Raw genomic sequence first — 25,683 nt, forward strand, 5'->3', positions numbered from 1 at the left:
CCCGCCCCGACCACCTCGTTCCAAGGAACGGCCGTATCAGACCTTCGCGATCGATACGCGCACACCACCGACGATTTCGGCGGCATCCGCGCCCGGATCACCGAAATTCAGCTCGGTGGCCAGGATTTCGCCCGCGATGAGGTCGCGGTGGGTCTGTGCCCAGACCTGCTTATCGGCGGGCACCGCGAGCACCACGGTGATGCGATCGGATACCGCCAGCCCCAGGGACTTTCGCGTCTCCTGCAGATCGCGGATCACATCGCGGGCCCAGCCCTCGGCCTCGAGTTCCTCGGTCACCACCGAATCGAGCACGACCAGACCGGCATTGCCGGGCAGGGCCGCGGTGGACTCCGGCTCGGCCGCGACCAGGCGCTGGGTGTACTCCTCCGGCAGCAGTTCGATGCCCGCCGCGGTGACCACACCTGCGGCGTTCTCGGACCATTCACCCGCCTTCACCGCCTTGATCACCGTCTGCACATCCTTGCCGAGGCGCGGGCCGGCGGCCCGTGCGTTCACAACCAGCTCGAAACGGCCGTGCACGGCGACATCGGTGGTCAGGTCGACCTTCTTGACGTTCACCTCATCGGCGATGATGTCGGCGAACGGCCGCAGCCGCTCGGCATCGGGCGCGGCGATAGTGACCTCGGCCAGCGGCAGGCGCACCCGCAGGTTCTGTGCCTTGCGCAGGCTCAGCACCGTCGAACAGACCACCCGGACCTCGTCCATGGTGGCGACCAGATCCGGATCCTGCGGCAGCTCAGCCTCCTTGGGCCAATCGGCCAGATGTACCGACTGCTCGCCGGTCAGCCCGCGCCAGATCACCTCCGAGATCAGCGGCAGCAGCGGCGCGGCAAGCCGGGTGACGACCTCGAGCACCGTATGCAGCGTGTCGACAGCATCACGGTCCTCCTCCCAGAAGCGCGAACGCGACCGGCGCACATACCAATTGGTGAGGGCGTCGGCGAAGGAGCGCAATTCCTCGCAAGCGCCCGCGATGTCGTAGACCTCGAGCGCCTCGGTCATCACGTCCTGGGTCGCGGCCAACTTGGCCAGGATGTAGCGGTCCAGCACATGCTGCGAATCGGTGCGCCACACACCGGTTTTCGAGGCGTAGAGCTGCAGGAAGGTCCACGCGTTCCACAGCGGGCGCAGCGCATGGCTGACTCCCTCGCGGATGCCGCGCTCGGTGACGATGAGATTGCCGCCGCGCAGGATCGGCGAACTCATCAGGAACCAGCGCATCGCATCGGAGCCGTCCCGGTTGAACACCTCGTTCACATCCGGATAGTTGCCCTTGGACTTGCTCATCTTCAGTCCGTCGTCACCGAGCACGATGCCGTGCGCGGCAACGGTTTTGAAGGCCGGGCTGTCGAACAGCGCGGTCGAGAGCACGTGCAGGGTGTAGAACCAGCCGCGGGTCTGCCCATTGTACTCGACGATGAAATCGCCCGGGAAGTGGCTGTCGAACCACTCCTTGTTCTCGAACGGGTAATGCACCTGGGCATAAGGCATCGAGCCCGACTCGAACCAGCAGTCCAGCACCTCCGGCACCCGGCGCATGGTCGACCTGCCGGTCGGATCATCGGGATTCGGTCGGGTCAGCTCGTCGATCATCGGCCGGTGCAGATCGGTCGGGCGCACACCGAAGTCGCGCTCCAACTCCTCCAGCGAGCCGTAGACATCGGTGCGCGGATAGTCCGGATCATCGGAGACCCACACCGGGATCGGGCTGCCCCAGTACCGGTTACGGCTGATATTCCAGTCTCGTGCACCCTCGAGCCACTTGCCGAACTGTCCGTCGCGGATGTGCTCGGGCACCCAGGTGATCTGCTTGTTCAGCTCGACCATCCGGTCGCGGAACTTGGTCACCGCGACGAACCAGGACGGCACCGCCATGTAGATCAGCGGCTGACCAGAGCGCCAACTGTGCGGGTAGGAGTGCTCGATCGTCTCGTGCCGCAGCAGCTTTCCGGCCGCCTTGAGATCCTTGATGATCACCGGATTGGCATCGAAGACCATCAGGCCCTCGTACGGCGGCACCATCGAGGTGAACTTGCCGCCCGGATCCAGCGGCTGCACGAGTTCGATGCCGTTGGCGGCGGCGACATCCATATCCTCCTCACCGAAAGCCGGTGCGAGGTGCACGATTCCGGTGCCGGACTCGGCGGTCACATAGTCGGCGGTCAGCACGCGATGCGCATTGGGATGACCGACGAAGAAGTCGAACGGCGGATCGTAGGATAGATCCGCGAGAGCCGCGCCGTCGAACTCGCCGAGCACCTCGGGCTGGTCGCCCAATTCACGGGCGTAATGCGAGACCCGTTCGGCGGCCAGCAGATAGCGCTTCCCGTCGCCGACGCGCACATGCACGTAGCGGAAATCGGGATGCACGGCGATCGCGAGGTTGGATGGCAGGGTCCACGGCGTGGTGGTCCAGATGAGTGCGTTGGCCCCGTCGAGTTCGTGCAGCGGATGCTCGCCCGGCACGCGCAGCACCATATCCACGGTGACGGCCGGATCCTGGCGCATCTTGTAGGCGTCGTCGAGCCGGGTTTCCTGATTCGACAGCGGGGTCTGCTCGTACCAGCTGTATGGCAGCACCCGGAAGCCCTGGTAGATCAGGCCCTTCTCGTGCAGCGACTTGAACGCCCACATCACCGACTCCATGAAGTCGAGATCCAACGTCTTGTAGTCGTTGTCGAAGTCCACCCAACGGGCCTGACGCGTCACATAATCGCGCCATTCTCCGGTGTAGCGCAGAACCGAAGATTTACAGGCCGCGTTGAATTCCGCGAGACCCATAGCATCGATCTGTGATTTGTCCGTGATACCGAGCTGCTTTTCCGCTTCGATTTCCGCGGGCAATCCGTGACAGTCCCAGCCGAAACGTCGATCGACCCGCTTGCCGCGCATCGTCTGGAAACGCGGCACGAGATCCTTGACATACCCGGTGAGCAGATGTCCATAATGTGGCAAACCATTGGCAAACGGCGGCCCGTCGTAGAAGACGAACTCCGCTGCACCCGAACGGTTCTCGATACTGGCGCGGAAGGTGTTGTCGGCGGCCCAGGCATCCAGGACCCGACGCTCCAGGTCGGGGAAAGATGACCCGCTGCCGGTTCCGTAGCGACTGCTTGCAGGTCGCTCGAAAGGGCCTGCCAGATCGACGCGCGGGTATGCGCTGCTGGAAGGTTCGTCCGCCATCGCGGATACGTCTCCTCGTGCCGCCGCGCCGTGGCGCGTATGTGTCAGCACGGGGACGATGACGACGCCGGTTGCGTCGAAACCGCGGTACCACCCCGCTTGTCCGGGCGGCGCGCCGATCCGCGCGACCAACCAGGACCTCTCGTTTCGAGCTGTGACGGGCTCGCCCGTTCGGTTCTACTGAGTGCGGTGTGCGCACCGTTCTTCCGAAGGCTCCCCGGTGATGGCCGGATCTACGCCGATTACATGTTTGATTCTAACCAGTACGGTCAAACCAGTTTGTTGGGCCCACAATTACCGTTTCGCATGCCGACCAGGCGGCGGCGCGGAATCACCCTCGGAGCTGCGCATGGAAAGCGCGCTCACCAGCAACAGCACAGCACCCACGATGCAGATGAGGATGCACCCCCAGGCCCATAGCACCGACCCAGTGGTCAGCGCGGCCACGAGCAGGGCGAACCCGATCGCGGCAAGGACCAGCGTCAAAACGAGCATATTTACCCCCTAGGCATGCCAGGCGGCTCGGCGTACCTCTAGTTACTCGAACAGCAACTACAGCGGAGATATCTCTCTACCACGAGATTACTTGGCGCCCTTGGCGAACGAGGCGGGAGCGAGATTGTTCGCGGTATTGGAGTCGACGAAGGCCTCGCCGCCATCCACCGGCACCGCCGAGCCACGGTTCTCCAACTCCTCGAGCTGGGACTCCAAGTACGACTTCAGTCGCACGCGGTACTCCCGCTCGAAGGTCTTGAGCTGCTCGATTCGGCTCTCCAGCACGCTGCGCTGCTGGGTGATGGTGGCCATGATCTCGGTGTGCTTGCGCTCGGCATCGGCCTGCAGCGCGTCGGCCTTTTCCTTGGCCTGCCGTAGCTGGTTGTCCGAACGGGTCTGGGCATCCGAGAGCATCGCATCCGACTTCTGCCGTGCATCGGCGATCATCGCCTCCGAGCGGGTTCGCGCGTCGCCGACCAGGCGTTCGGAGTTGGCCCGGGCATTCGACAGCAGGTTCTCCGCTTCGAGCTTCGCATCGCTGGTCAGCCGGTCCGCCATCTCCTGGGCGAGGCTGAGCACCTTGGCCGCCTGCAGATTCGCATCCGCGCTCGGCGCATCCTTGGCTACCGGGGCCGCGACCGGCATCGGAGGCGGCGGCGGGGCCTGTTGCACCGGTGGCTTGATGGGTTCGGGCGGGGGCGGCGGGGCTTGCTGGACCGGTGCTTTCACTGCGGCGGCATTGGCCGGACCACGATTTTTCTTGGCGTCGGCCAGTTCCGCATCGAGTTCAGCAACCCGCTGGCGCAGGTCAGCGTTCTCCTCGATCAGACGCGAGAGCTCCTGCTCCACGAGATCCAGGAAGGCGTCTACCTCATCCTCGTTGTAGCCGCGCTTCCCGATCGGTGGTTTGCTGAACGCGACGTTGTGCACATCGGCTGGGGTCAGCGGCATGGAAGGATCCCTTCACGCGTCTTTTGGAGATCTAGCAGATCTAGCAAGCTATCTTCTCGGTTCATTCTGTCACACCAGGGCTACCCGTCGGCGTGGCCGCCCACAAACGTCATCGAGATGAAGACGACGAAAAGCAGGACCATAATCGACAGATCGAGCCGAATTCCTCCCAATGACACCGGTGGTATCAACCGCCTCAGGAGTTTCACCGGAGGATCGGTGATCGTGAAGATCACCTCGAGGATGACGACGACGAAGCCGCTCGGGCGCCAGTCGCGGGCAAAGCTGCGGATGAACTCCACGATCACTCGGCTGATCAACAACAGCCAGAAGATGAACAGTACGAAGTAGAGCACCGCAAACAAGGCCACGATCTCACTCTGCCCCAAAATCCGCGTCGCGCAAAGTGACCACACCGCTAGCGACTGCTTGTAGGTCGCTCGAAAAGGTCAGCCCCATACGCAACGGGTCTAACAGAACCCCCGGATCACAGTGCTATTTCTGGTTGTAGAAGCCGGTTTCGGCGATCCTGCGACGTTCTTCGGCCGAGACATCGACATCGGCCGGTGAGAGCAGGAACACTTTGGTCGCGACCTTGTCGAATGAGCCGCGCAGCGCGAAAGCGAGACCGGCGGCGAAGTCGACCAGCCGCTTTGCGTCGGCATTGCTCAGATCGACCAGGTCCATGATCACCGGGTTACCCTCGCGGAAGCGCTCACCGATGATGCGGGCCTCGCTGTAGTCGCGCGGGCGCAGCGTCGTGATCTTGGACAAGGGACCTCCGTCCTCGAAGATCCCCGGCCGACGTGCGGGCGCGGGCTCGGGGCGCACGCGCTCCTCCAGTCGCCGCTCCTCGGCCTCGGGATCGACGGCGAGCGCACCCCTGGTGGCTCCCCGCAACATCGGCGCGCTGCCGCCCGCACGGAATCGCGACGCGCCCGGCGCGGCATCGATCCTGGTGGGACGGGGCCGCGCGTCATAGCGGTCGTCCACGTAGGGCTCTTCGACGTAGTCGTCGCGCCGAGACACCGGATATCCCGCCTTGTACGGCGACTTGTACGCCGGCTCAGCGTAATCCGGCTCATCGTCGTAGCGGTCTTCGGCATAGCGGTCCGCGCCGTAACCGGCGCGCTCGGAATAGTCACGGGGCCGGGGACGACGTGAGCCGCGCTCGTCCACACCCCGGGGGGCCGGCTCGGCGACATAGTCGTCTTCGTAATCCTCGAGCGGAACCATGCCGAAGTACGCCTTGAACTTGTGCAGCGTGCTCATTTCATAGACCTTCCTTCGGCCCCGGTGGCGGCCGGGTGTTGAAGTCTTGCTCAGTCCTCTCCAGTCCCAGCATATGTGTCGAATGTGACTGATGAGGTTTCTTTGCTACGCCGAGGTTATCGGTCGAGCGCCCATCAAGGCGGTACCGACACGCACACAGGTAGAACCGTGTTCGATTGCCGATTCCAGATCGCTGGACATGCCAGCGGACAGTTCGGCCGCTTCGGGATGATCCGCGCGTACCAGGGCATGCAAATGCGCAAGGCGTGCAAAAGCATCGTCCGGAACGGCGTCGAGCGGGGGAATCGCCATCAGGCCCGCGAGCTGCAGTCCCGGCGCGGTCGCCACCCGATCGGCCAGTGCCGCAAGATCTTCCGGGGCGACCCCACCACGACCCGGATCCTCGTCCAGGCTCACCTGTACCAATACGCGAACCGGTTCGCCGCGCTCGCCCGCGTCCAAGGCGGCCCGCGCCGCGGTGTCAAGGGCCGTTGCCAGGCGTTCGCTGTCGACCGAGTGCACCGCATGTGCCCAGCGCGCGACGATCCGCGCCTTGTTGCGCTGCAGCCGACCGATCATGTGCCAGCGCACCTCCGCGAGGTCGGTCAGTTCGGCGACCTTCGCGGTGGCCTCCTGCTCCCTGGACTCACCGAATTCCCTGCAGCCCAAGCGATGCAGGATGGCGATATCGGTGGCCGGGAAGAACTTCGTCACGGGCAGCAGCCGCACCGAGTCCGCAGCACGCCCGGCCGCATGACAAGCCGCGCCGATTCGCTTGTTCAGATCGGCGAGATTCGCCGCGAGTTCGGCGGTCCGGCCGTCCATTGCCTCGGCCGCAATGGATTCGGTACTCATGTGTCCGCCTGCATCCAGATGACACCGGCGATGCGCCCGGTCGGCGCGCCGCGGCGATGACTGAACAGCGTCTTGTCCTCGATCGTGCAGCGCGGATCGATGGCCACCCCGCCGATTCCGGCTTCGGTGAGCTGTCTGCTGATTCCGGCCCGCAAGTCCAGGGCGGGGGTGCCGCGCACGGTGGTTGTCGCACTGCCGGGCAGATGCGCCTCGACATCGGCGCGCATCGCGGCGGGCACCTCGTATTGACGGCCCGATGCGGCCGGGCCGAGGAAGGCGCCGATCCGTTCGATGCGGGCACCGGCCGAAACCATTGCGTCCAGTACCCGCGGCACGATGCCGATGCGCGCGCCGATTCGCCCGGCGTGCACGGCCGCGATCACACCGGCTTCGTCATCGGATAGCAGGATCGGCACGCAGTCCGCGGTGAGCACCACCAGTGCCAGACCCGGCACGGTCGTCACCAATGCGTCGGTGGCCGCTACGGGTGCATCCCGTGGCCCATCAATGATTTCGACATTGCGCCCGTGGATCTGTTCCATCCACACGAGCCGATCCGGTGTCAGGCCGATACCCTGGGCCAGCCGGTCCCGGTTCCGCTGCACGGTCGCCGGGTCGTCCCCCACATGATCCCCGAGATTGAACGAATCGTATGGCGGCGCCGAGAAACCGCCCGCCCTTGTGGTCGTCACTCGTCGAACGACTCCCCCGCCTCCCCGGAACTTTTGCCGGTCGTCGTGCACGTCGACGGCGCCGTCGCGGGCCGACGGTCGTGTGCCCAGCTGGGTGCTGGACGTACCCGCCGAGTTACCCATGTGCTCCCCCGCCTCCCCGAGTCTTTTGCCGGTCGTTATGTGCCTCGGCAGTACTCGACCGGTCCGGCGGTTGGCGGAGTGGCTGAGCTTTGGGTGTACCCGATGAGTTACCCATGTACGAACGAGATCTGTCGTTGCTTTGGCATACCGCCAGTCTGCCAGCCCAGGCGACCGAATCGTGCGAACGGCGGCCTAGCGACGCATGAACGACGGCACGTCTACATCATCGTCGTCGTCATCGGAATCCGGCGGGTCGATATGCGAGCGCGTGTTGTGCGTGACCGTCGGCTCGGCCAGCGTGCGGGCCCGTTCGGAATCCCGGTAGCTCGGCACCGCGCCCCGGGTGGAGCCGGTTTGACCTGCGGCGGAAGCGGTTTCGGTGCGCGCGGCGGCGGCGATCTCACTGGCCCGGCTACTCTGGCCGATCTCACCGGCCCGAGCCGAACCGATCGCGCCGCGCCCCGCCTCGAAGGTGCGCCGGGCCGGGCCGCCGCCATCGAAACCGGCCGCGATTACCGTGACGCGAACCTCATCGCCGAGGGAATCGTCGATGACGGTGCCGAAGATGATATTCGCCTCGATATGCGCGGCTTCCTGCACCAGCGAGGCCGCCTCGTTGATTTCGAACAGACCCAGATCCGAACCGCCCGCGATCGAGAGCAGTACGCCGTGCGCACCGTCCATCGATGCCTCGAGCAGTGGCGAATTGATCGCCGATTCGGCGGCCTTGACCGAACGGCCCTCGCCGCGTGCCGAACCGATGCCCATCAAGGCGCTGCCCGCGCCGGACATCACGCTCTTCACGTCGGCGAAGTCGACGTTGATCAGACCCGGGGTGGTGATCAGATCGGTAATGCCCTGCACACCGTTGAGCAGTACCTCATCGGCGGAACGGAAGGCGTCCATCAGGCTGACCGCCGCATCGCCGAGCTGCAGCAGCCGATCGTTCGGGATGACGATGAGCGTGTCGCAGGATTCGCGCAGCAGGTTGATGCCCACCTCGGCCTGGTTGCCACGGCGCTTGCCCTCGAAGGAGAACGGCCTGGTGACCACACCGATGGTCAGCGCGCCGAGTTTGCGCGCGATGCTCGCGACGACCGGCGCGCCACCGGTACCGGTGCCGCCGCCCTCACCCGCGGTGACGAAGACCATGTCGGCGCCCTTGAGCACCTCTTCGATCTCGTCCTTGTGATCTTCGGCGGCCTTACGCCCGACCTCCGGATCGGCACCGGCGCCGAGACCGCGGGTGAGCTCACGGCCGACGTCGAGTTTGACGTCGGCATCGCTCATCAGCAGCGCCTGCGCATCGGTGTTGACCGCGATGAACTCGACTCCCTTGAGTCCCTGTTCGATCATCCGGTTGACGGCATTCACACCGCCGCCGCCGATACCGACGACCTTGATCACAGCAAGGTAGTTGTGCGGGGGCGTCATGGGCTCTCGCCTTCCTTCGATCTAAAGTCTGTCGTTTTCGAATTCTCGACATTCGGTCTGTGGCAGGTCCGAGCCAACCCTAAAGCTCAACCATAGGGTTAGCGTTATGTCAAGTATCCGACTGCTGCGGAACGCTATTCGCAGCCGCCGCGATAGGCGCGCAGGCGCGCCGAAACGACTGACAGAATCTTGTGTGATCCCTCTCGTCTCACCGCGCAACACGTCGTATCGTGAACGGTTGCCCCCGAACCCCCGGTCTCGCTGGGCTGTTCCCACTGCGGTCACAGTTCCATCGAAAAACCCCTGGGCACAATGGGTATCGATCACTTTACCGTGACCAGATTCGGACTCGAAACATCGAACACCGTTCCATCGCGGGTCAACAGCGGCATCACCACGGCCGCCTTGCGTTCCGCGTCATTAGTTCCTCCCCACAATACCGCGCGACCGTCGCGCAGGTTCAGGGAAATATTCGAAATCGACCGCGCGACAACCTCGTCCACTTGCCCGACCAGCGCCGCAGGCAGTACCGACAGCACCGATGCCGCGGCCCGGGTGACCGGATCATCGCTGCCGGGATGTTCGGTAATGAGCTTCGCAACGCCGATGGGTGCGTCCTCGATCGCGAACTCCACACTCTCCGCATCCAGCAGATGCGCGCCTTGCGGGCTATCCCAGAACAAGACCGGCGTGCGCTCGTCCACCGTCACCTTGACGGTGGAGGGAAATACGCGCTGCACCCGTGCGCTGCGGACCTTCGGAATGCTCGCCACCCGCCGGGCCATCGCATCGGTGTCGATGCGCAACATCGAGCGGCCGGACGGGATCTCGAGTTTGTCGCGCACCTGTTCCTCGGGAACCACGATCAAACCGTCGATTTCGACCGTGCTCGCCGAAAGCATCGGGGTGAACCAGGCCAGTACCGCGACAACGGTAAGGACGCACACGCCGAGTAGACCCCACAGGCGTAGGCGACCCCGGTGTGCCCGGTCGAACCAGTCACCCGCGGTTCGCATCGCGGGTCACCGCCCGTATTGCGGACGCGCGCGCAGCCCATCGAGAATCTGGCTGCCGAGCATCGTCACATCGCCCGCGCCCATGGTGATCACCACATCGCCGGGCAGTGTCAGGCCCGCGGCCTGGCGGCCGACCCGCGACATATCCGGCTGGTAGTGCACGGGTTTGGTGACGGCTTGGGCGACGAGTGCGCCGTTGACGCCGGGCAGCGGCTTCTCCCGCGCACCGTAGACATCCAGCACGACGACCTCGTCGGCAAGGCTCAGCGCCGCGCCGAAATCCTGGGCGAAGGTGGCGGTGCGGCTGTAGAGGTGCGGCTGGAACACCACGATGACCCGGCCCTGTCGTGAGCGCGCACCGTCGCGGGCCTCCTGCTGCACCAGTTCCGCGGCCGCGCCGAGGACCGCCCGAACCTCGGTCGGGTGGTGGGCGTAATCGTCGAAGACGCGCACGCCGTTTTCCCGGCCGACGAACTGGAACCGGCGATGCACGCCGCCGAAACCTTCCAGCCCCTGGATGATTTCGTCCACATCCGCCCCAGCGGCACGCGCGGCGAGCAGCGCGGCCAATGCGTTGAGCGCCATATGCCGACCGGGCACCGCGAGCCGCAGGGTGCGCGGCGCGGCCTCATCGATGAGCTGGAATTGGGCCAGCCCGCCGACATCGCGTGGCTCCCAACTGTGCAGCCGCACGCCCACCGGCACCGGCGCGTCGGGCAGTTCACCCGATCCGTAGCCGAGCACCCGAACGTTCTTCTCCGCCAACCGCGCACCGACTCGCTCGGCCAGCGCCCACGAACCGGGATCGTCCAGACACACCACCAGCAGCCCGCCGGGACCGAGACGGTCGGCGAAGTCATCGAAGACCTGGACGTAGGCCTCATCGGAGCCGAAGAAGTCCAGGTGATCGGATTCGATATTGGTGACCACGGCGACATCCGGGTCGTACTGCAGCAGCGAGCCGTCGCTTTCGTCGGCCTCGGCGACGAAGATTTCGCCGGTGCCGTGGTGGGCATTGGTGCCCGCCTCGTTGAGTTCGCCGCCGACCGCGAAGGACGGGTCGAATCCGCAGTGCTGCAAAGACACGATCAGCATCGAGGTGGTCGAGGTCTTGCCGTGTGTGCCCGAGACCAGCAGCGTGCGATGCCCGCGCATCAGCGAGGCGAGTACGGCGGGGCGCAACAGCACCGGAATATCGCGCCGATTCGCCTCGACCAGTTCGGGATTGGTCTTCGGGATGGCGGCATAGGTGGTGACCACCGCGGTCGGGCCGCCGGGCAGCAGATCGAGGGCACTGGCATCGTGCCCGATGCGCACCTGCGCACCGCGGGCCCGCAGCGCGAGCACACCGCGGCTCTCCTTGGCATCCGAACCGGAGACCGAGCCACCACGCGCGAGCAGGATGCGGGCGATTCCGGACATGCCAGCACCGCCGATCCCGACCATGTGCACGCGCGCCAATTCGGGCGGCAGAGCCGAGCGCGCCTGGTCGGCGCCGGATTCGACCGCCCCGGATTCGGTGGCATCGGCTCCCGTGGTCACCGGCCGCTCACCTCGACGACAATGCGCGCGAGCGCGTCGGCGGCATCGCGGTGTCCGGCGCCTGCGGCGGACAGGCTCATTTCGATCAGCCGTGTGCGGTCGGTCAGCAGCGGTATCACCTCGTCGATCACATATTTCGGGGTCAGCTCGGCATCGGGGACGATTCTGCCACCACCCTGGCGGACGATCGGCCTGGCATTGAGTTCCTGTTCACCGTTGCCGTGCGGCAGCGGCACATAGAACGCGGGCAGGCCGACCGCCGACACCTCGGCGACGGTCATCGCACCGGAGCGGCAGACGACCGCATCGGCGGCGGCATAGGCCAGGTCCATTCGGGAAAGATACGGCACGGCGATATACCGCGCCCCATCCTCATCCGATTGCGGGACCTCGAGAGTGTTCTTGGGGCCGTGCGCGTGCAGCACCGAAACGCCCGCCGCCGCCAGCTGTGGCGCCGCCCCGGAGATCGCCTTGTTCAACGAGACCGCCCCCTGCGAGCCACCGAAGACCAGCAGAACCGGGCCCTCGGCAGGCAGGCCGAAATGGGCACGGGCTTCGGCCTGCAGCGCGGCCCGATCCAGCGAGGTAATGGACCCGCGCACCGGAATGCCGATGACCTCGGCCTTCGCCAGCCCCGAATCGGGTACGGCGGCGAGCACTCTGGCCGCGCGCCTGGCGCCGACCTTATTGGCGATACCTGCCTTGGCATTTGCCTCGTGCACCACCACCGGCACCGCGCGCCTGCGGCCGAGCGCGCCCCGGCCCGCCGCGAGGTAGGCGGGCAATGCGACATAGCCGCCGAAGCCGACGATCACATCGGCCTCGACCGCATCGATGACCGCCCTGGTCTTGGCCACCGACGCACGGACACGGCCGGGCAGCCGCAGCAGATCCGCGCTCAGCTTGCGCGGCAACGGAACCGGCGGGATCAACTCCAGCCGATAGCCGCGCTCGGGCACCAGTTTGGTCTCGAGTCCGCGTTCGGTGCCGAGTGCGGTGACCCGGATCGATTCGTCGAGTCGCCGCAGCGCGTCGGCGACGGCCAGCGCGGGCTCGATATGTCCCGCGGTACCACCGCCCGCGACGATCACCGACAGTGGTTTGCGGGGTCGCTCCGCACTCACCTGGATCTTCCCCGATCTCTCGCATGGTTTATCGGATAGCTCGGCTCCCACGCCCTGGTCGCCCGCAGTGAACTCGTCCCTCGGCTCTCTGGCACGCGCCGTCGACCGGATTCGGACTGACTCCGCTGCCCCTGCGGCCGTGCGCCCCGCGCCCGGTCGGCCTTGGCCCCTTCGGCCCGTGCCCGCTGTTCGGCCGCCTTGGTCTTGGCCGCGGCCGAGCGCGCACGTGCCGCATCCGCCCGCGCCGGTGAGTACACCTCCGGCTTGGGCAGTCGCAGCAGTCGGCTGAATCTGCCGTCCTGTCCGGCCTGCAGCGCCGCAATCGCCTCGGGCTCGTGCCGGGCCGCATTGGCGATGATGCCGAACATGAACAGAGTGATCGCCAGCGACGAACCGCCCGCCGAAACCAGCGGCAGCTGCAGACCGGTCACTGGCAGCAGGTTGACCACATAGCCGATGTTGATCAGCGCCTGGCCGGTGATCCAGGTGGTCGCGGTCGCGGTGAGCAACCGCAGGAACGGATCGACCGAACGGCTCGCGATGCGCAGGCCGGTGTAGACGAACAGTGCAAACAGGCCCAACACCAGTGCGCAGCCGAGAAATCCGAGTTCCTCGCCGATGATGGCGAAGATGAAGTCGTTGTGCGCATTCGGCAGGTACTGCCATTTGGCCCGGCTCTGGCCGAGGCCACGACCCCAGATGCCGCCGTCTGCCAGCGAGTACAGCGCTTGGCGCGCTTGGTAATTGATGCCCTGCGGATCATCACCCGGGTTGAAGAAGGCGCGCATCCGGTCCGAGCGATACCCCGCGGACAGTGCGAGGACGCCTGCGGCGATCACGCCCGAAATCGCGATAGTGACGAACAACCGCACCGGCAGTCCGCCGAACCACAGCAGTGCGGCGAGCACGATGCCCAGCGCGATGGTGGTCGATAGATTCGGCTCCAGCACGACGAGCAGACACACCAGCAGACCGGCAGGCACCAGCGGCACCAGAATATCTTTCAGGCCGGCCTGTTCCGAGCGACGCGAAGCGAGCAGATGCGCACCCCACACCACCAGCGTCACTTTCACGATCTCCGAGGGCTGCACCGAGATCGGCCCGATGAAGAACCAGCGCCGCGCACCCTGCACCTCGGAGCCGATGCCGGGAATCAACACCAGCAATAGCGCCAGCACCGAGATCGCGAACAGCGGAAACGACCATTGCCGCAGTCGGCGCAAGGAAATCCGCAGTGCCAGATAGAACAGCACCGCGCCGATCGCGGCGAACATGGCCTGCTGGATGAACAGCGAATACGCCGATCCGCCGTCGACATACGCCTCGACGCTCGATGCCGACAACACCATGACCAGACCGAGCACCGTCAGCAGTGTCGCGATCGTGACGACGAGATGGAACGACGCGAGCGGGCGCGCCAGCCAGGCGCCGAATTTGGTGGCAGCCAGCCGATTCCGCCGTGTCGTCTCGGTCATAGATGCCGCCCGATGTCACCGTCTTCCAGCGCGGCCACCGCGGCGGCGAAACTGCGCCCGCGGTGGGTGTAATCGGCGAACATATCCAAGGAGGCCGCGGCCGGAGCCAGCAGTACGGTGTCCCCGGGACGAGCGAGCCCGGCCGCGGCGCGCACGGCACGCGTCATCACGGCGTCGGCTGTCTCATCGATACCGGCCTCACCCATCCCTGCATGGTCTCCCGCGCGGACCTCGACAACCGGGACCTCGGGCGCGTGTCGCGCCAATGCGGCCGCGATCACCGGCGCGTCGGCCCCGATGAGCACGGCGGCGGCGAGGCGATCGGCGATCTCCTCGACCAGATCCTCGACCGACGCACCCTTCAACTGCCCACCGGCGATCCAAACCACTTGCGGGTGAGCGAGTATCGACGAGCGCGCGGCATGCGGATTGGTGGCCTTGGAGTCATCGATGAATTCGACACCGGCCACATCGCGCACGAAGGCGGCTCGATGCGGACCGACCTTGTGCTCGATGAGGCCTTCTCGCACGAATTGCGGCGCCACATCGATGGCCCTGGTCAGCGCGGCGGCGGCGAGTGCGTTGGCGACACCGGCTGGTCCCTTGGGGCTGATATCGCCGACCTCGGCCAGGATGGCGGCCTTGGTGAAGGCGCGGTCGAGCAGTTTGCCGTCCACGACACCGAGTTCGCCGTCGGCGGGTACGCCGATCCGGAAGCCGACCGTCCGGCGCGCCTTACTGCGCCGGGCCAGCGAGGCGGCCACCGGATCGTCGAGTCCGACGACACCGACGCGACCGTAGAGTGCCCTGGACTTGGCGGCAGCATAGGCGTCGAGGCCGCCGTGCCAATCCAGGTGATCCTCGGCCACATTCAGCACCACACCGGCCTCGGGCCGCACCGAAGGCGCCCAATGCAATTGGAACGAGGACAGTTCGACCGCGAGCACCTGCGGACCGGGATTGCGGCGCAGCGCATCCAGGATCGGCAGCCCGATATTGCCGCAGGCGACACTGGCGATACCGGCCGCGCGCAGGATGGAATGCACCATCGAGGTGGTCGTGGTCTTGCCGTTGGTACCGGTCACCACCAGCCATTTGCGGACCGGGCCATAGATCCTGGCCTGATCGACCCACCAGGCGAATTCGACATCGCCCCAGACCGGGGTGCCCTCGGTCACCGCGGCGGCGAGCACCGGCGAATCCGGCCGCCAGCCCGGACTTGTGATGACCAGTGCGAAGCGGCTCCAGTCCGCGGTTTCCAGTTCGGTGCAGGTCGCGATGTCCAGACCGAGCCCGGCCGCCTCCGCCAATGCGGCGGCACCGCCGTCGGTGACCACCGGACGTGCGCCGATGTCGCGCAGCGGTTCGATCAACGAGCGGCCCGAGACACCCCATCCGGCCACCAGAACCTCGCGGCCACGCAGGAATTCGAGCATGGGCCCCGGTGTTCGCAGGGCCCGCGGAGAATGTTCGACCATCGCTACTTCACCCGACCGCTGAGAGATATTCGCTGTAGAACAGGCCGAGTCCGACCGCCGACGCCATGGCCGCCAACAGCCAGAACCGGATGATCACCGTAGTCTCGGCCCATTTGCTGAGTTCGAAGTGATGATGGAACGGCGCCATCTTGAACAGCCGATTGCGGGTTGTGCGGTACACCGCGACCTGCAACACCACCGAGGCGGTTTCCGCGACGAACAGCGCACCGATCACGACCATCAGCAACTCGGTGCGCGTCGTAATGGACAGGCCCGCGAGCATGCCGCCGAGGGCCAGCGAACCGGTATCGCCCATGAAGATCTTGGCGGGCGCGGCATTCCACCACAGGAACCCGACACACGCGGCTGCCGCCGAGGCGCAGACCAGCGCCAGATCCAGCGGATCGCGCACGTTGTAGCAGCCCGCCTCCGGGATCGTCGCGCAGGCGTTGCGGTACTGCCAGAACGTGATGATCACGTAGGCGCCCAGCACCAGGCTCATCGACCCCGCGGCAAGACCGTCCAGGCCGTCGGTCAGGTTCACCGCATTCGACCAGGCCACGACCAGCAGGCAGACCCAGCACAGGAAGATGATCACGCCCATCGACACCGTGGTGATATCGCGGACATAGGACAGATGCTTACTCGCCGGAGTCAACCCGTTGCCGCCGCGGAACTGCAGGGCGAGGATACCGAAAAGTACCGCCGCGCTGATCTGACCGACGTACTTGCCCGCGGCCGACAGCCCAAGATTGCGCTGCTTGCGCAGCTTGATGAAGTCGTCGAGGAAGCCGACCACACCGAGTGCGGTGGTCAGCCCGAGCACCAGAAGGCCCGAGGCGGAAGGCCCGTCGGCGTCGTAGCCGATGCCGATCAGATGTGAGCCGAGGTAGCCCGCCCACATGCCGACCAGGATGGCCACACCACCCATGGTCGGGGTGCCGCGCTTGGCCTGATGACTGGCCGGACCGTCGACCCGGATCTCCTGCCCGAAGCCCTGCCTGGCGAAGATGCGTATCAATAGCGGAGTCAGCAGGATGGAGACCGCAAGCGCGATCCCAGCCGCGAACAGAATCTGTCTCACGACTGAACCTCGCTGACGCTCGGCTCAATCGTTCGACAGAATGCCGCAGTGCCCATGGTTCGGCAGGAAGCCACGGCGTTCATGGTTCGCTCGCTTCGCTCACTCACGACTCCGCCTCGCTGCCGCTCGGCTCCGTCGTTCGGCCGATGGCCGCTGTGCCTTTGGTTCGCTCGCTCACGCCTCGCGCCTCCGTGCTACCCCGACTAATTCCCGCACGTTCCGCACCGGTCAAATGTTCGGCGACCGCCCACAGTCCGACCGCCTTGGACGCCTTGACCAGCACCACATCGCCCGGCTCGACCTCGTTGTCGAGCAGCGCGATGGCCGCGCCGATATCGGGCACGAGGATCGACTCCTCGCCCCACGAGCCTTCCATTACCGCGCCCTGGTGCATCGCGTGGGATGGCCTTCCGGTGCCGACCACGATCAGCCGGGAAACATCCAGGCGCACCGCGAGGCGGCCGATCCGGTCGTGTTCGATGACGGATTCCTCGCCCAGTTCACCCATTTCGCCGAGGACGGCCCAGCTGCGGCGCGGGGTTCCGCCCGCACGAGACATGGTCACCAGCGCCTTGAGCGCGGCGCGCACCGAATCCGGATTGGCGTTATAGGAGTCGTTGACGACGGTGATGCCGTCGGCGGTGGTGCGCACATCCATGCGGCGGGCCGATGCGGCATGCGCGCCGCCGAGTGCCTGCGCGACGGTGTCGAGATCCGCACCGCATTCGAGCGCGACGGCGGCGGCGGACAGCGCATTGCCGACTTGGTGTTCGCCGTGCACGGCGAGCTGCACCGGGACGCTGCCCTTGCTGGTGTGCAGCGTGAAGCCCGCGCGTGCCTCGGCATCGAGATGCACATCGGTGGCGCGGATTTCGGCATTGCTCGCCTGGCCGACCGTCACCACGCGGGCCTGCGTGCGCGTGGCCATCGCAGCCACTTGCGGATCGTCGGCATTGAGTACCGCCAGTCCCGTCGACGGCAATGCCTCGACGAGTTCCCCCTTGGTCTGCGCGATCGCCTCGCGACTGCCGAATTCACCGAGATGGGCGGTGCCGACATTGAGCACGACACCGATCTTCGGCGGCGCGACCTGCGCGAGCGCGGCGATATGGCCCGGTCCACGCGCGGACAGTTCCAGCACCAGGAAGCGGGTGTCGGCATCGGCGCGCAACGCGGTCCACGGATGACCGAGTTCGTTATTGAATGATCCGGGCGGTGCGACGACCGGACCCAGCGGCGCTAGCACGGCCGCGAGCAGATCTTTGGTCGAGGTCTTGCCCGAGGAGCCGGTCACCCCGATCACGGTGAGTCCGCCTCTCGCAGTGTTGGATTTGCCGCGCTCGCGGGGCCCTGCGTGGTCCAGCTCCGCTACCGCCTCCGGGCCCGTCGCTCCCGCGGCGGAAAGACGTTCGACGCTCACCCGGGCGAGCGTAGCGAGCGCGGCCAGTACCGCGGCACCCGACCCATCCGAATCACCGGCCAGCGCAACGGATTTCGCGGGCACAGTACCCGGACTGGGAGTCACCACGATCGCGGGCACGCCAACCGGGCGCGCCGCGAGCACCGCGACCGCACCGGCGTCGACAGCTGACTTCGCATAGTCGTGGCCGTCGGCGTGCTCACCGGGCAGGGCCAGGAAAAGATCCCCGGAACCGATTCGACGCGAATCGAATTCGACCGAACCCGTTACCGTCACCTCCGGGTCGGGGGCGTCGTGCAGCGTGCCGCCGACGACCTCCGCGATCTCCCGCAGTGTCATCTCGATCATGAAACCGTCAAGTCCTCCGCGTCCGACCCCTGCGGACTCTGCTCAGTATTGGATCGGCCGCGCTCGCGGGGCCCTGCGTGGTCACGCTTCGCTGCCACCTCCGGGCCCGTCGCTCCCGCGGCGGTGTTGTCGTCCCGCGGGCCCCGCTCCCGTCGCTCCAACGCCGCCGCGAGCACCTCGCGGTCGTCGAACGGATGCTTCACACCCTGGATCTCCTGCCCTACCTCATGTCCCTTACCCGCCACCAGCACCACGTCGCCGGGACGGGCCCAGTCGACGGCGGCGGCGATGGCCGCGGCCCGGTCCCCGATTTCGCGCACCGCGCCGCGTTCAGCCTCCGGCACCGCCAGCGCGCCCCGGCGCAGCGCGGCGCGGATGGCGGCCGGATCCTCGCTGCGCGGATTGTCATCGGTGATGATCAGCAGATCGGCGCCGCGCGCACCGGCCGCACCCATCAGGGGGCGCTTACCCGCGTCCCGGTCGCCGCCCGCGCCGACGACCACGGCCAGCCGACCACCGGTATCGGCGGCAGTATCGGATTCGCGGTGCCCGCCGTGGATGCGCGTATCCCTTCCGGTGCCCGACGTCGACGGCCCCCCACTACCTGCCGCCTCCGGGCTCGTCGCTCCCGCCGCCAGATGACCGCGCAGCGTGGCGATCACCGACTCCACCGCCGCGGGCTTGTGTGCGTAGTCGACGATGGCCAGGAAGTCCTGTCCGCGCTCGACCCGCTGCATCCGGCCCGGCACGTCGACGGTGGCCAGTGCGGGCGCGGCGACGGCGGGATCCACACCGGCCGCGGTGCAGACCGCGACCGCGAGCAGTCCGTTGGCGATGTTGTAGCGCCCCGGAAGCCGCAGGCGCACATCGACATTCGCGTCCGGTCCGGCGGCGGTGAATTCCTGCTCACCGCCGTGCGCGGATACCTCGCCGGTCAGCTGCCAGGTGCCGGAACCGGTGGTGCATACGGTGATCGGAGCCGCGAGATCGGCGGCGAGGCGCCGGCCCCATTCGTCATCGACGCAGATGACCGACGTGTGCGCGGCGATCGGCGAATCGGCTTCGAAAAGCCTGCGCTTGGCGGCGAAGTAATCCTCGAAGTCGGCGTGGAAGTCCAGGTGGTCCTGGGAAAGGTTGGTGAACGCACCCACGGCGAAGCGCACGCCGTCCACCCGGCCCAGCGCCAGTGCGTGGCTGGAAACCTCCATCACGACCGCGTCCACGCCCTGCTCGACCATCAGCGCGAACATGGCGTGCAACTGCGGCGCCTCGGGCGTGGTCAATGCGCTCGGCACGCGGCGACCGCCGATCCTGGTCTCGATGGTGCCGATCAGCGCCGTGGACAGGCCGGCGGCGGTCAGCCCGGCCTCCACCAGATACGCGGTGGTCGTCTTGCCCGAGGTGCCGGTGATGCCGACGATGCGCAGCCGCTCGGACGGATTGCCGTAGAGCGCGCCGGAAAGTTCGCCGAGCACCGACCTGGGCTGCTCACGCACCAACACCGGCACATCGAGCTCACCCACCAGTTCGGCGCCCGCAGGGTCGGTGAAGACGGCTACCGCGCCCCGTTCGACGGCATCGCGCGCGAAACGGGCGCCGTGCGCCTGCGCGCCCGGCAGTGCGGCGAACAGATCACCCGGTCGCACCGCATGCGAGCGCTGCTCGATGCCGGTGACCTGGATCTGCGCGAGGTCGGCTCGTGACGAGCCGGCACCGGTCATGGCCAGTACGGTGGACAACGGCGTCGACCGCGGATGGGTCGGCCGGAGCACGTGCTGGCTGGACTGCGCGGGCACAGGGCTCCTCTCGGGATTCGGCATGGACGGGATTGGGTGTCGAGTCAGGTTACCGACGTCGGCTCACCGCCGGGCAACGCGGCTCCAATCTTATGAAGCCTGCAGAACGAATCGTCGCGACGGCTCGAGTGATGGCGGGATCCGATCGCGCTGCAGCACCCAGGATGCGATGCTGTGAAACAGCGGTGCAACCGACCCGCCACCGCTGCCGTCGGAGCTGCGGATCGGCGCGTCGAGCATCAGGCCGATGACGTAGCGCGGGTTGTCCGCGGGGGCCATACCGGCGAAGGTGATGTAGTACGACGAGGTCGAATAGCAGCGGCAACTCGGGTCGACCTTCTGCGCGGTGCCGGTCTTGCCCGCAACCTGATAACCATCGACCGCCGCCGACGCACCGGTGCCCATTTGCACGCCCATCGGATCGCGCTGCACGACCGCCTGGAACATGGTGCGCAGCGTGGCCGCCGTCTGTGCGCTCACCACACGCACGCCGTCGGGCTGCGGCTCCTCGGTGCGGGTGCCGTCCGGGGCGGTCTCGGCCTTGACGATGCGCGGCGGAATCCGCACACCGCCATTGGCAATGGCCTGGTACATCCCGGTCATCTGCAGGGTGGTCATCGAAAGGCCCTGTCCGATGGGCAGGTTCGCGAAGGTACCGCCGGACCACTGGTCGCGCGCGGGCACCTGGCCGGGGCTCTCACCGGGCAGCCCGACACCGGTGCGCTGGCCGAGGCCGAAGCGGTTGACCATATCCGCGAACCGGTCCTCACCGACCCGCTGCGCCAGCATCAGTGTGCCGACATTGGACGACTTACCGAAGATGCCGGTGGTGGTGTAGGGCAAGGTGCCGTGCTCCCAGGCGTCGTGCACGGTGACGCCCGACATCCGGATCTCACCGGGCACCTGCAGCACCTCATCGGGATTGGTCAAGCCGTATTCGATGGCCGCGGCCGCGGTCACGATCTTGTTGACCGAACCTGGCTCGAACGGATCCTGCACCGCGGGATTCTGCATTTCGGCATTGCCCCAATGCTGCGACCCCAGCGCGGGATTGAAGGTGTTGTCATTCGACATCGCCAGCACCTGGCCGGTCTTCGCATCCAATACCACGGCGGAGGCCGCGTTCGCGCCGGACATCTCCTTGGCCTGCTGCACCTGCTGCTGCACGTAATACTGCAGGTCCGAGTCGAGGGTCAATTCGACGGAGTAGCCGTTTACCGCGGGCTGCTTATCGCGCCAGCTGCCCGGAATGACCGCACCGTCGGAGCCGCGGTCGTAGGTGTGCGAACCGTCGGTACCCGCCAGCAGCGAGTCCAGCGACGATTCGAGCCCCATCTGGCCGTGTCCATCCCAGCCGGTGGTGCCGAGCACATTGGCCGCCAGCGAGCCGCCCGGATATTCGCGCACATCCTGGCGTTCGGCGCCGATCTCGGGAAATTGCACGGTGATATCGGAGGCGATGCGCGGATCGACATTGCGGGCCAGGTAAACGAAGGCTGTATCGCTCTTCAGCTTGTCCAGCAGCGCCGATTCGGCGGGCGCATCCTTGCCGATCTTGTCGTGGATGGTCTTGGCGATGATTTTGAACCGCTCATCGGGATCCGGGGCCTTGGCCGACTTCTCCTTCGCATCGGCGAGTTGTTTGCGCACGACCACCGGCTGGAAGGTCAGCGCCTGCGCGCTCAGGGTGTACGCCAGGGACTTGCCGTAGCGGTCGGTGATCGGGCCGCGGGTCGCCGTATCGATCTTGCGGGTGGTGCGCTGGCTGGCCGCCTGCGCGGACAGGCTGGGCGCGGAAATGCTCTGCACCCACAGCAATTGGAGCGCGACGACCGCCAATGCGACCAGCATGATCACCCGCCCGACGCCGAGACGCAGGCGCAGCGGACGATCCGGGGCGGACGTGCGCGGTCTGGATGCGGTTGCCGGCCTCGATGTTCCGGCGGCTCTGGTCGAGCCCGCCTTGGATGCCGACGGCCCGCGGCGCTCACGCGACGCGGGCCTGGTCTGCCGCATGCTCATCGGGCGCCCTCGTCAGGGTTGGGCGCTGGTTGGGCTGCCTCGGGCTGCGCCGCTTGGGCTTGCGCCGGGACGGGCTGCGGAGTTTCCGGTTGCGGCGTCTCCACCGGAGCCTGCGCGACCGTACTCGACGTCGACGTCGACGTCGGCGGCGTCGCCGGTGTCGGGCTCGCCTGTCCCGCAGGGGCATTCGCGGGCTGGCCGGTATTCGGCTGGGTGGGTGGTGCGGTCGGCGTGGTCGTCACCGGAATCAATCGTTCGCCGCGGGCCTGGGCATTGACCGTCGGTGGGGCGGTCGGGGCGACCGGCGAGCTGTTCAGCGGCGGCACCGGTGCGCCCTGTGCGGGCGTCGGCTTGCCGATCACCGTTACCCCGCCATCGGGTCCGATCACCAGTCGGGCCGGATCCTTGGCCGGGATCATCCCGAGTTCACGGGCCCGCGCGGCGAGTTCGGGCGCGGAGTCGGCGGCCTCGACCTCGCGCTGCAGCGCCGCGCGTTCGTCGGCCAGCTTGCGGTTGGTCGCCCTGGCATCGCCGAGCTGATAGCTGTCCTCGGCCGAACGAGTGGTGAGCAGCAGGGTGAGCGCGAGGCCGCAGCCGAGCAGCGCGATGATGGCCGCCACGAACGGGATTCGCGTGGCCATCGCCGACGCGCGCTGCTTGGGCAGGTCGTGAGTGTCCCCCGATTGCTCGGCCCGCATCCGACGTTTGGCATAGGCCCGTTGTGCGGCACCCGATTTCACCCGTTCGGCGGCCTGAACCCGGCGGGCGATCCGGCCCGGCGCCTCGACGGTACGCGTGCGCACACTCATGCTGTCCCCTCCTGGATTCTCTCCGCCGCGCGCATCCGCACGGGCGCCGCCCTCGGGTTCTCTTCGATCTCTTGTTCGGTCGCCTTCTCGGCACCTCGGGTCAGCAACTTGAATTCCGGTCCCATACCGGGCAATTCGACCGGCAGGTCGACCGGTGTCCGCGATGTGGTGCGCGGCGCCAACTCCTGTTTGACCACCCGATCCTCGAGCGACTGATATGACATGATCACGATCCGGCCGCCGACCCGCAGCGAGTCGAGGGCGGCGGGCAGCGCGGCGCGCAGCGAGTCGAGCTCGCCGTTCACCTCCACCCGCAGCGCCTGGAAGGTCCGCTTGGCCGGATGACCGCCCGTCCGCCGGGCGGCGGCCGGAATTGTGGCATAAAGCAATTCGACCAATTCGGCGCTCGTGCGGAACGGCTTCTGTTGCCGGCGGCGCAGCACCTCGGATGCGATCTTGCCCGCGAAGCGTTCCTCACCATAGGTTTTCAGTACGCGCGCCAGATCACCGTGACTGTAGGTGTTGAGCACATCCGCGGCGGTGATGCCGGTAGTCGGATCCATCCGCATATCCAGCGGCGCGTCGACGGAGTAGGCGAAGCCGCGCTCGGCCTCGTCGAGCTGCATCGAGGACACGCCGAGATCCATCAGGATGGCACTCACCGAACCAGTGGTCGGCAATCCGGCCTGCTTCAGCGCGGCCGCGATCCCGTCATATCGGATGTGTACCAAGGTGATTCGGTCCGCGAAGGGCGCCAATCGCGCACCGGCCAATGCCAGTGCATGGGTGTCGCGATCGAGTCCGACGAGATGGATATTCGGGTAGGTCCGCAGGAAGTGTTCGGCGTGTCCGCCCAAACCCAATGTGGCGTCGACATATACCGCGCCGGGTTCGGCGAGCGCCGGGCCGAGCAGCGCGTCGGCTCGCTGGAGCAGAACCGGAACATGGCGAGGACCGTCCTGTTCACGGTTCACCTCGACCTCCCGGAATCCTGCCTCGCGTCGTTGCGCATCGAGCCGTGTCAGTGGGATCACTCGCTGCGGGTCGCCTTGCTACACAGCTACTTTCGAAAATACGAATGCCGCGGGGTCTCTGACCGGAGCCTCGGCACCTGGCGTCGGGGAAGTACGTCAGGGTCCGCGCGTCCGGGCAGAGGCCGCGTGGCACTCGTTCGCTCAGGGCTAGAAGATTCCGCCCAGCGACTCGTCTCTCGCTTGCGCGTAGTCCTCCTCGTGCTCGGCGAGGTAGGACTCCCACGCCTGCTTATCCCATATCTCGAGGAAGTCGACCGATCCGATCACCACGCAATCCCGCGAAAGGTTCGCGTAGCGACGATGATCGGCCGACAACACGATCCGGCCCTGAGCGTCCGGACGCTGTTCATCCGTACCGGCCGCGAGTGCCCGAACGAATGCGCGCGCCTGCGGATTGCTTCGAGATGCCGCCGCGGCCCGCCGTGCGAGTGCGGTGAATTCTTCCTTGGGATATACGGCAAGGCTGTGGTCCTGACCCTTCGTGACCATCAACCCTCCCGCCAGATCGTCTCGAAACTTCGCAGGCAACGTCAGTCGCCCCTTGTCATCCAACCGAGGTGTGTAGGTACCGAGAAACAACCCGCTACCTCCCGGATCAACCCCGAGTTTCGGGGAGCACGATCACCTCGGATGTATGCCCTTCCTCTTGTGCGCGCTCCACATTACCCCACTTTCCCCCACTTTCAATCGAAACTCAGGGTGATCTGGCTCCCCGCGTCGTCGATTACGCAGGTCACCCCAGCTATCACGGTGGTGGAGAACTTTTTCCGTGTTCTGGCGACACGCGCGCGCAGCGAGACAAGCGCCCGACAACTATCAGCAAACACCCAGGTTCCTCTGGTTTCAGCCGGTCACGGGACGGCGCGGAGGTGGGCGGTGGGAGGTTGTGGGGGAAGATCGTGGGGCGTTGTGGGGAACCGCGCGCGGCGAGCAGTCAGCAGTCAGGTGGTGCACGCATGAGAACGCGCCGCCGCACCTGTTCGGTGCGGCGGCGCGTTCGATATGTCGATGTCGGCTACGGGCGCGCTACTCCTGATCGAAGCGGCGGCGGAACCGATCCTCCATGCGCTCGGAGAAACCACCGGACTTGCGCCCTCGTCCCCGTCCGCCCGATCCGCCACTCGCGCCACCGGATTGGGCATTGCCCGACCGGTCGCCCTTGGCGATGCCCTTGGAACTGCCGAGCAGCAACAGCACGCCCGCGGCGAACATCACGATGAATCCGATCAGGCTGATGATCGGAAAGTCGCCGAGCTTCACCGGAGCGGCTATGCCGGCGACAAGTAGAAACAGACCGAGGACGAACAGGGCTGCGGCCTGGAGTCTGCGGCGACTCGAGGTCGAGCGAAGGCGTCCGCCGCGGACGGACGACGCGAACTTCGGATCCTCAGCATAGAGCGCGCTCTCGATCTGTTCGAGCATGCGCTGCTCGTGCTCGGAGAGTGGCACGGTACCTCCCCCGGCACTAGGACGTGGCTGTCGCCTCCGGGTAGGCGACAGATAGCCAAG

21 protein-coding genes are annotated in these 25,683 nt (G+C 66.6%); all 21 read right to left on the bottom strand.

Annotated elements, in window-relative coordinates; translation table 11 throughout:
* Positions 1-36: 36 nt before the first annotated feature.
* The gene (gene ileS / locus ACIBI6_RS35245; RefSeq protein ID WP_396959255.1) at positions 37-3,204 is read right to left on the bottom strand and encodes an isoleucine--tRNA ligase; all 3,168 of its coding nucleotides are present in this window, start codon (positions 3,202-3,204) and stop codon (positions 37-39) included.
* A 294-nt stretch (positions 3,205-3,498) separates the two neighbouring features.
* Positions 3,499-3,699 (bottom strand): hypothetical protein, encoded by a 201-nt coding sequence (locus ACIBI6_RS35250; RefSeq protein WP_062988683.1) that lies wholly within the window; start codon positions 3,697-3,699, stop codon positions 3,499-3,501.
* 87 nt (positions 3,700-3,786) lie between these two features.
* The gene (locus ACIBI6_RS35255; protein WP_364353218.1) at positions 3,787-4,650 is read right to left on the bottom strand and encodes a DivIVA domain-containing protein; all 864 of its coding nucleotides are present in this window, start codon (positions 4,648-4,650) and stop codon (positions 3,787-3,789) included.
* An 80-nt stretch (positions 4,651-4,730) separates the two neighbouring features.
* Positions 4,731-5,021: a YggT family protein gene (locus ACIBI6_RS35260; protein WP_040688811.1), complete on the bottom strand. Its 291-nt coding sequence runs from the start codon at positions 5,019-5,021 to the stop codon at positions 4,731-4,733.
* 124 nt (positions 5,022-5,145) lie between these two features.
* The gene (locus ACIBI6_RS35265; protein WP_364353221.1) at positions 5,146-5,922 is read right to left on the bottom strand and encodes a cell division protein SepF; all 777 of its coding nucleotides are present in this window, start codon (positions 5,920-5,922) and stop codon (positions 5,146-5,148) included.
* A gap of 105 nt (positions 5,923-6,027) precedes the next feature.
* Positions 6,028-6,777, bottom strand: coding sequence for a YggS family pyridoxal phosphate-dependent enzyme (locus tag ACIBI6_RS35270; protein WP_364353224.1), 750 nt, complete (start codon positions 6,775-6,777; stop codon positions 6,028-6,030).
* The gene (gene pgeF / locus ACIBI6_RS35275) at positions 6,774-7,469 is read right to left on the bottom strand and encodes a peptidoglycan editing factor PgeF (protein WP_396959259.1); all 696 of its coding nucleotides are present in this window, start codon (positions 7,467-7,469) and stop codon (positions 6,774-6,776) included. The genes ACIBI6_RS35270 and pgeF overlap by 4 nt, the downstream gene beginning before the upstream one ends.
* 315 nt (positions 7,470-7,784) lie before the next feature.
* Complete coding sequence (gene ftsZ / locus ACIBI6_RS35280; protein ID WP_364353231.1) at positions 7,785-9,026, bottom strand: cell division protein FtsZ; 1,242 nt, start codon at positions 9,024-9,026, stop codon at positions 7,785-7,787.
* Positions 9,027-9,349: 323 nt separating this feature from the next.
* Positions 9,350-10,042, bottom strand: a complete 693-nt coding sequence (locus ACIBI6_RS35285; RefSeq protein ID WP_396959261.1) for a cell division protein FtsQ/DivIB — start codon at positions 10,040-10,042, stop codon at positions 9,350-9,352.
* Between the two features lie 6 nt (positions 10,043-10,048).
* Positions 10,049-11,488: a UDP-N-acetylmuramate--L-alanine ligase gene (murC, locus tag ACIBI6_RS35290; RefSeq protein WP_364353365.1), complete on the bottom strand. Its 1,440-nt coding sequence runs from the start codon at positions 11,486-11,488 to the stop codon at positions 10,049-10,051.
* Positions 11,489-11,580: 92 nt separating this feature from the next.
* Positions 11,581-12,708: an undecaprenyldiphospho-muramoylpentapeptide beta-N-acetylglucosaminyltransferase gene (gene murG / locus ACIBI6_RS35295; RefSeq protein ID WP_364353237.1), complete on the bottom strand. Its 1,128-nt coding sequence runs from the start codon at positions 12,706-12,708 to the stop codon at positions 11,581-11,583.
* Positions 12,705-14,183 (bottom strand): putative lipid II flippase FtsW, encoded by a 1,479-nt coding sequence (ftsW, locus tag ACIBI6_RS35300; RefSeq protein WP_396959264.1) that lies wholly within the window; start codon positions 14,181-14,183, stop codon positions 12,705-12,707. The genes murG and ftsW overlap by 4 nt, the downstream gene beginning before the upstream one ends.
* Positions 14,180-15,619, bottom strand: coding sequence for a UDP-N-acetylmuramoyl-L-alanine--D-glutamate ligase (gene murD, locus ACIBI6_RS35305; protein WP_364353368.1), 1,440 nt, complete (start codon positions 15,617-15,619; stop codon positions 14,180-14,182). The genes ftsW and murD overlap by 4 nt, the downstream gene beginning before the upstream one ends.
* 49 nt (positions 15,620-15,668) lie before the next feature.
* Positions 15,669-16,745 (bottom strand): phospho-N-acetylmuramoyl-pentapeptide-transferase, encoded by a 1,077-nt coding sequence (gene mraY / locus ACIBI6_RS35310; RefSeq protein ID WP_364353243.1) that lies wholly within the window; start codon positions 16,743-16,745, stop codon positions 15,669-15,671.
* A 103-nt stretch (positions 16,746-16,848) separates the two neighbouring features.
* Entirely contained in the window at positions 16,849-18,513 is a 1,665-nt protein-coding gene (gene murF / locus ACIBI6_RS35315) for a UDP-N-acetylmuramoyl-tripeptide--D-alanyl-D-alanine ligase (protein ID WP_364353246.1), read from the bottom strand.
* Positions 18,510-20,333 (bottom strand): Mur ligase family protein, encoded by a 1,824-nt coding sequence (locus ACIBI6_RS35320; RefSeq protein WP_396959267.1) that lies wholly within the window; start codon positions 20,331-20,333, stop codon positions 18,510-18,512. Before ACIBI6_RS35320 ends, murF begins: the two co-directional genes overlap by 4 nt.
* A 66-nt stretch (positions 20,334-20,399) precedes the next feature.
* Positions 20,400-22,325, bottom strand: a complete 1,926-nt coding sequence (locus tag ACIBI6_RS35325) for a peptidoglycan D,D-transpeptidase FtsI family protein (RefSeq protein WP_396959328.1) — start codon at positions 22,323-22,325, stop codon at positions 20,400-20,402.
* A 2-nt stretch (positions 22,326-22,327) separates the two neighbouring features.
* Positions 22,328-23,140, bottom strand: coding sequence for a hypothetical protein (locus tag ACIBI6_RS35330; RefSeq protein WP_396959269.1), 813 nt, complete (start codon positions 23,138-23,140; stop codon positions 22,328-22,330).
* The gene (rsmH, locus tag ACIBI6_RS35335; protein WP_357475111.1) at positions 23,137-24,114 is read right to left on the bottom strand and encodes a 16S rRNA (cytosine(1402)-N(4))-methyltransferase RsmH; all 978 of its coding nucleotides are present in this window, start codon (positions 24,112-24,114) and stop codon (positions 23,137-23,139) included. Before rsmH ends, ACIBI6_RS35330 begins: the two co-directional genes overlap by 4 nt.
* Positions 24,115-24,321: 207 nt before the next feature.
* A complete protein-coding gene (gene mraZ, locus ACIBI6_RS35340) occupies positions 24,322-24,753 on the bottom strand; it encodes a division/cell wall cluster transcriptional repressor MraZ (protein WP_036535307.1) in 432 nt (143 codons plus the stop codon).
* 447 nt (positions 24,754-25,200) lie between these two features.
* Positions 25,201-25,623, bottom strand: a complete 423-nt coding sequence (locus ACIBI6_RS35345) for a DUF3040 domain-containing protein (RefSeq protein ID WP_062988705.1) — start codon at positions 25,621-25,623, stop codon at positions 25,201-25,203.
* Positions 25,624-25,683: the final 60 nt, after the last annotated feature.

Origin of the sequence: Nocardia sp. NPDC050412 (assembly GCF_044458825.1) — a bacterium.
In the GTDB taxonomy this organism is placed as follows: domain Bacteria; phylum Actinomycetota; class Actinomycetes; order Mycobacteriales; family Mycobacteriaceae; genus Nocardia.

Excerpts from the sequence above, each read along its gene's own strand:
- ileS (WP_396959255.1), bottom strand. The coding sequence starts at position 3,204 with ATGGCGGACGAACCTTCCAGCAGCGCATACCCGCGCGTCGATCTGGCA.
- ACIBI6_RS35250 (WP_062988683.1), bottom strand. The coding sequence starts at position 3,699 with ATGCTCGTTTTGACGCTGGTCCTTGCCGCGATCGGGTTCGCCCTGCTC.
- ACIBI6_RS35255 (WP_364353218.1), bottom strand. The coding sequence starts at position 4,650 with ATGCCGCTGACCCCAGCCGATGTGCACAACGTCGCGTTCAGCAAACCA.
- ACIBI6_RS35265 (WP_364353221.1), bottom strand. The coding sequence starts at position 5,922 with ATGAGCACGCTGCACAAGTTCAAGGCGTACTTCGGCATGGTTCCGCTC.
- ACIBI6_RS35270 (WP_364353224.1), bottom strand. The coding sequence starts at position 6,777 with ATGAGTACCGAATCCATTGCGGCCGAGGCAATGGACGGCCGGACCGCC.
- ftsZ (WP_364353231.1), bottom strand. The coding sequence starts at position 9,026 with ATGACGCCCCCGCACAACTACCTTGCTGTGATCAAGGTCGTCGGTATC.
- ACIBI6_RS35285 (WP_396959261.1), bottom strand. The coding sequence starts at position 10,042 with ATGCGAACCGCGGGTGACTGGTTCGACCGGGCACACCGGGGTCGCCTA.
- murC (WP_364353365.1), bottom strand. The coding sequence starts at position 11,488 with ATGGTCGGGATCGGCGGTGCTGGCATGTCCGGAATCGCCCGCATCCTG.
- ftsW (WP_396959264.1), bottom strand. The coding sequence starts at position 14,183 with ATGACCGAGACGACACGGCGGAATCGGCTGGCTGCCACCAAATTCGGC.
- murD (WP_364353368.1), bottom strand. The coding sequence starts at position 15,619 with ATGCTCGAATTCCTGCGTGGCCGCGAGGTTCTGGTGGCCGGATGGGGT.
- murF (WP_364353246.1), bottom strand. The coding sequence starts at position 18,513 with ATGATCGAGATGACACTGCGGGAGATCGCGGAGGTCGTCGGCGGCACG.
- ACIBI6_RS35320 (WP_396959267.1), bottom strand. The coding sequence starts at position 20,333 with ATGCCGAATCCCGAGAGGAGCCCTGTGCCCGCGCAGTCCAGCCAGCAC.
- ACIBI6_RS35325 (WP_396959328.1), bottom strand. The coding sequence starts at position 22,325 with ATGCGGCAGACCAGGCCCGCGTCGCGTGAGCGCCGCGGGCCGTCGGCA.
- ACIBI6_RS35330 (WP_396959269.1), bottom strand. The coding sequence starts at position 23,140 with ATGAGTGTGCGCACGCGTACCGTCGAGGCGCCGGGCCGGATCGCCCGC.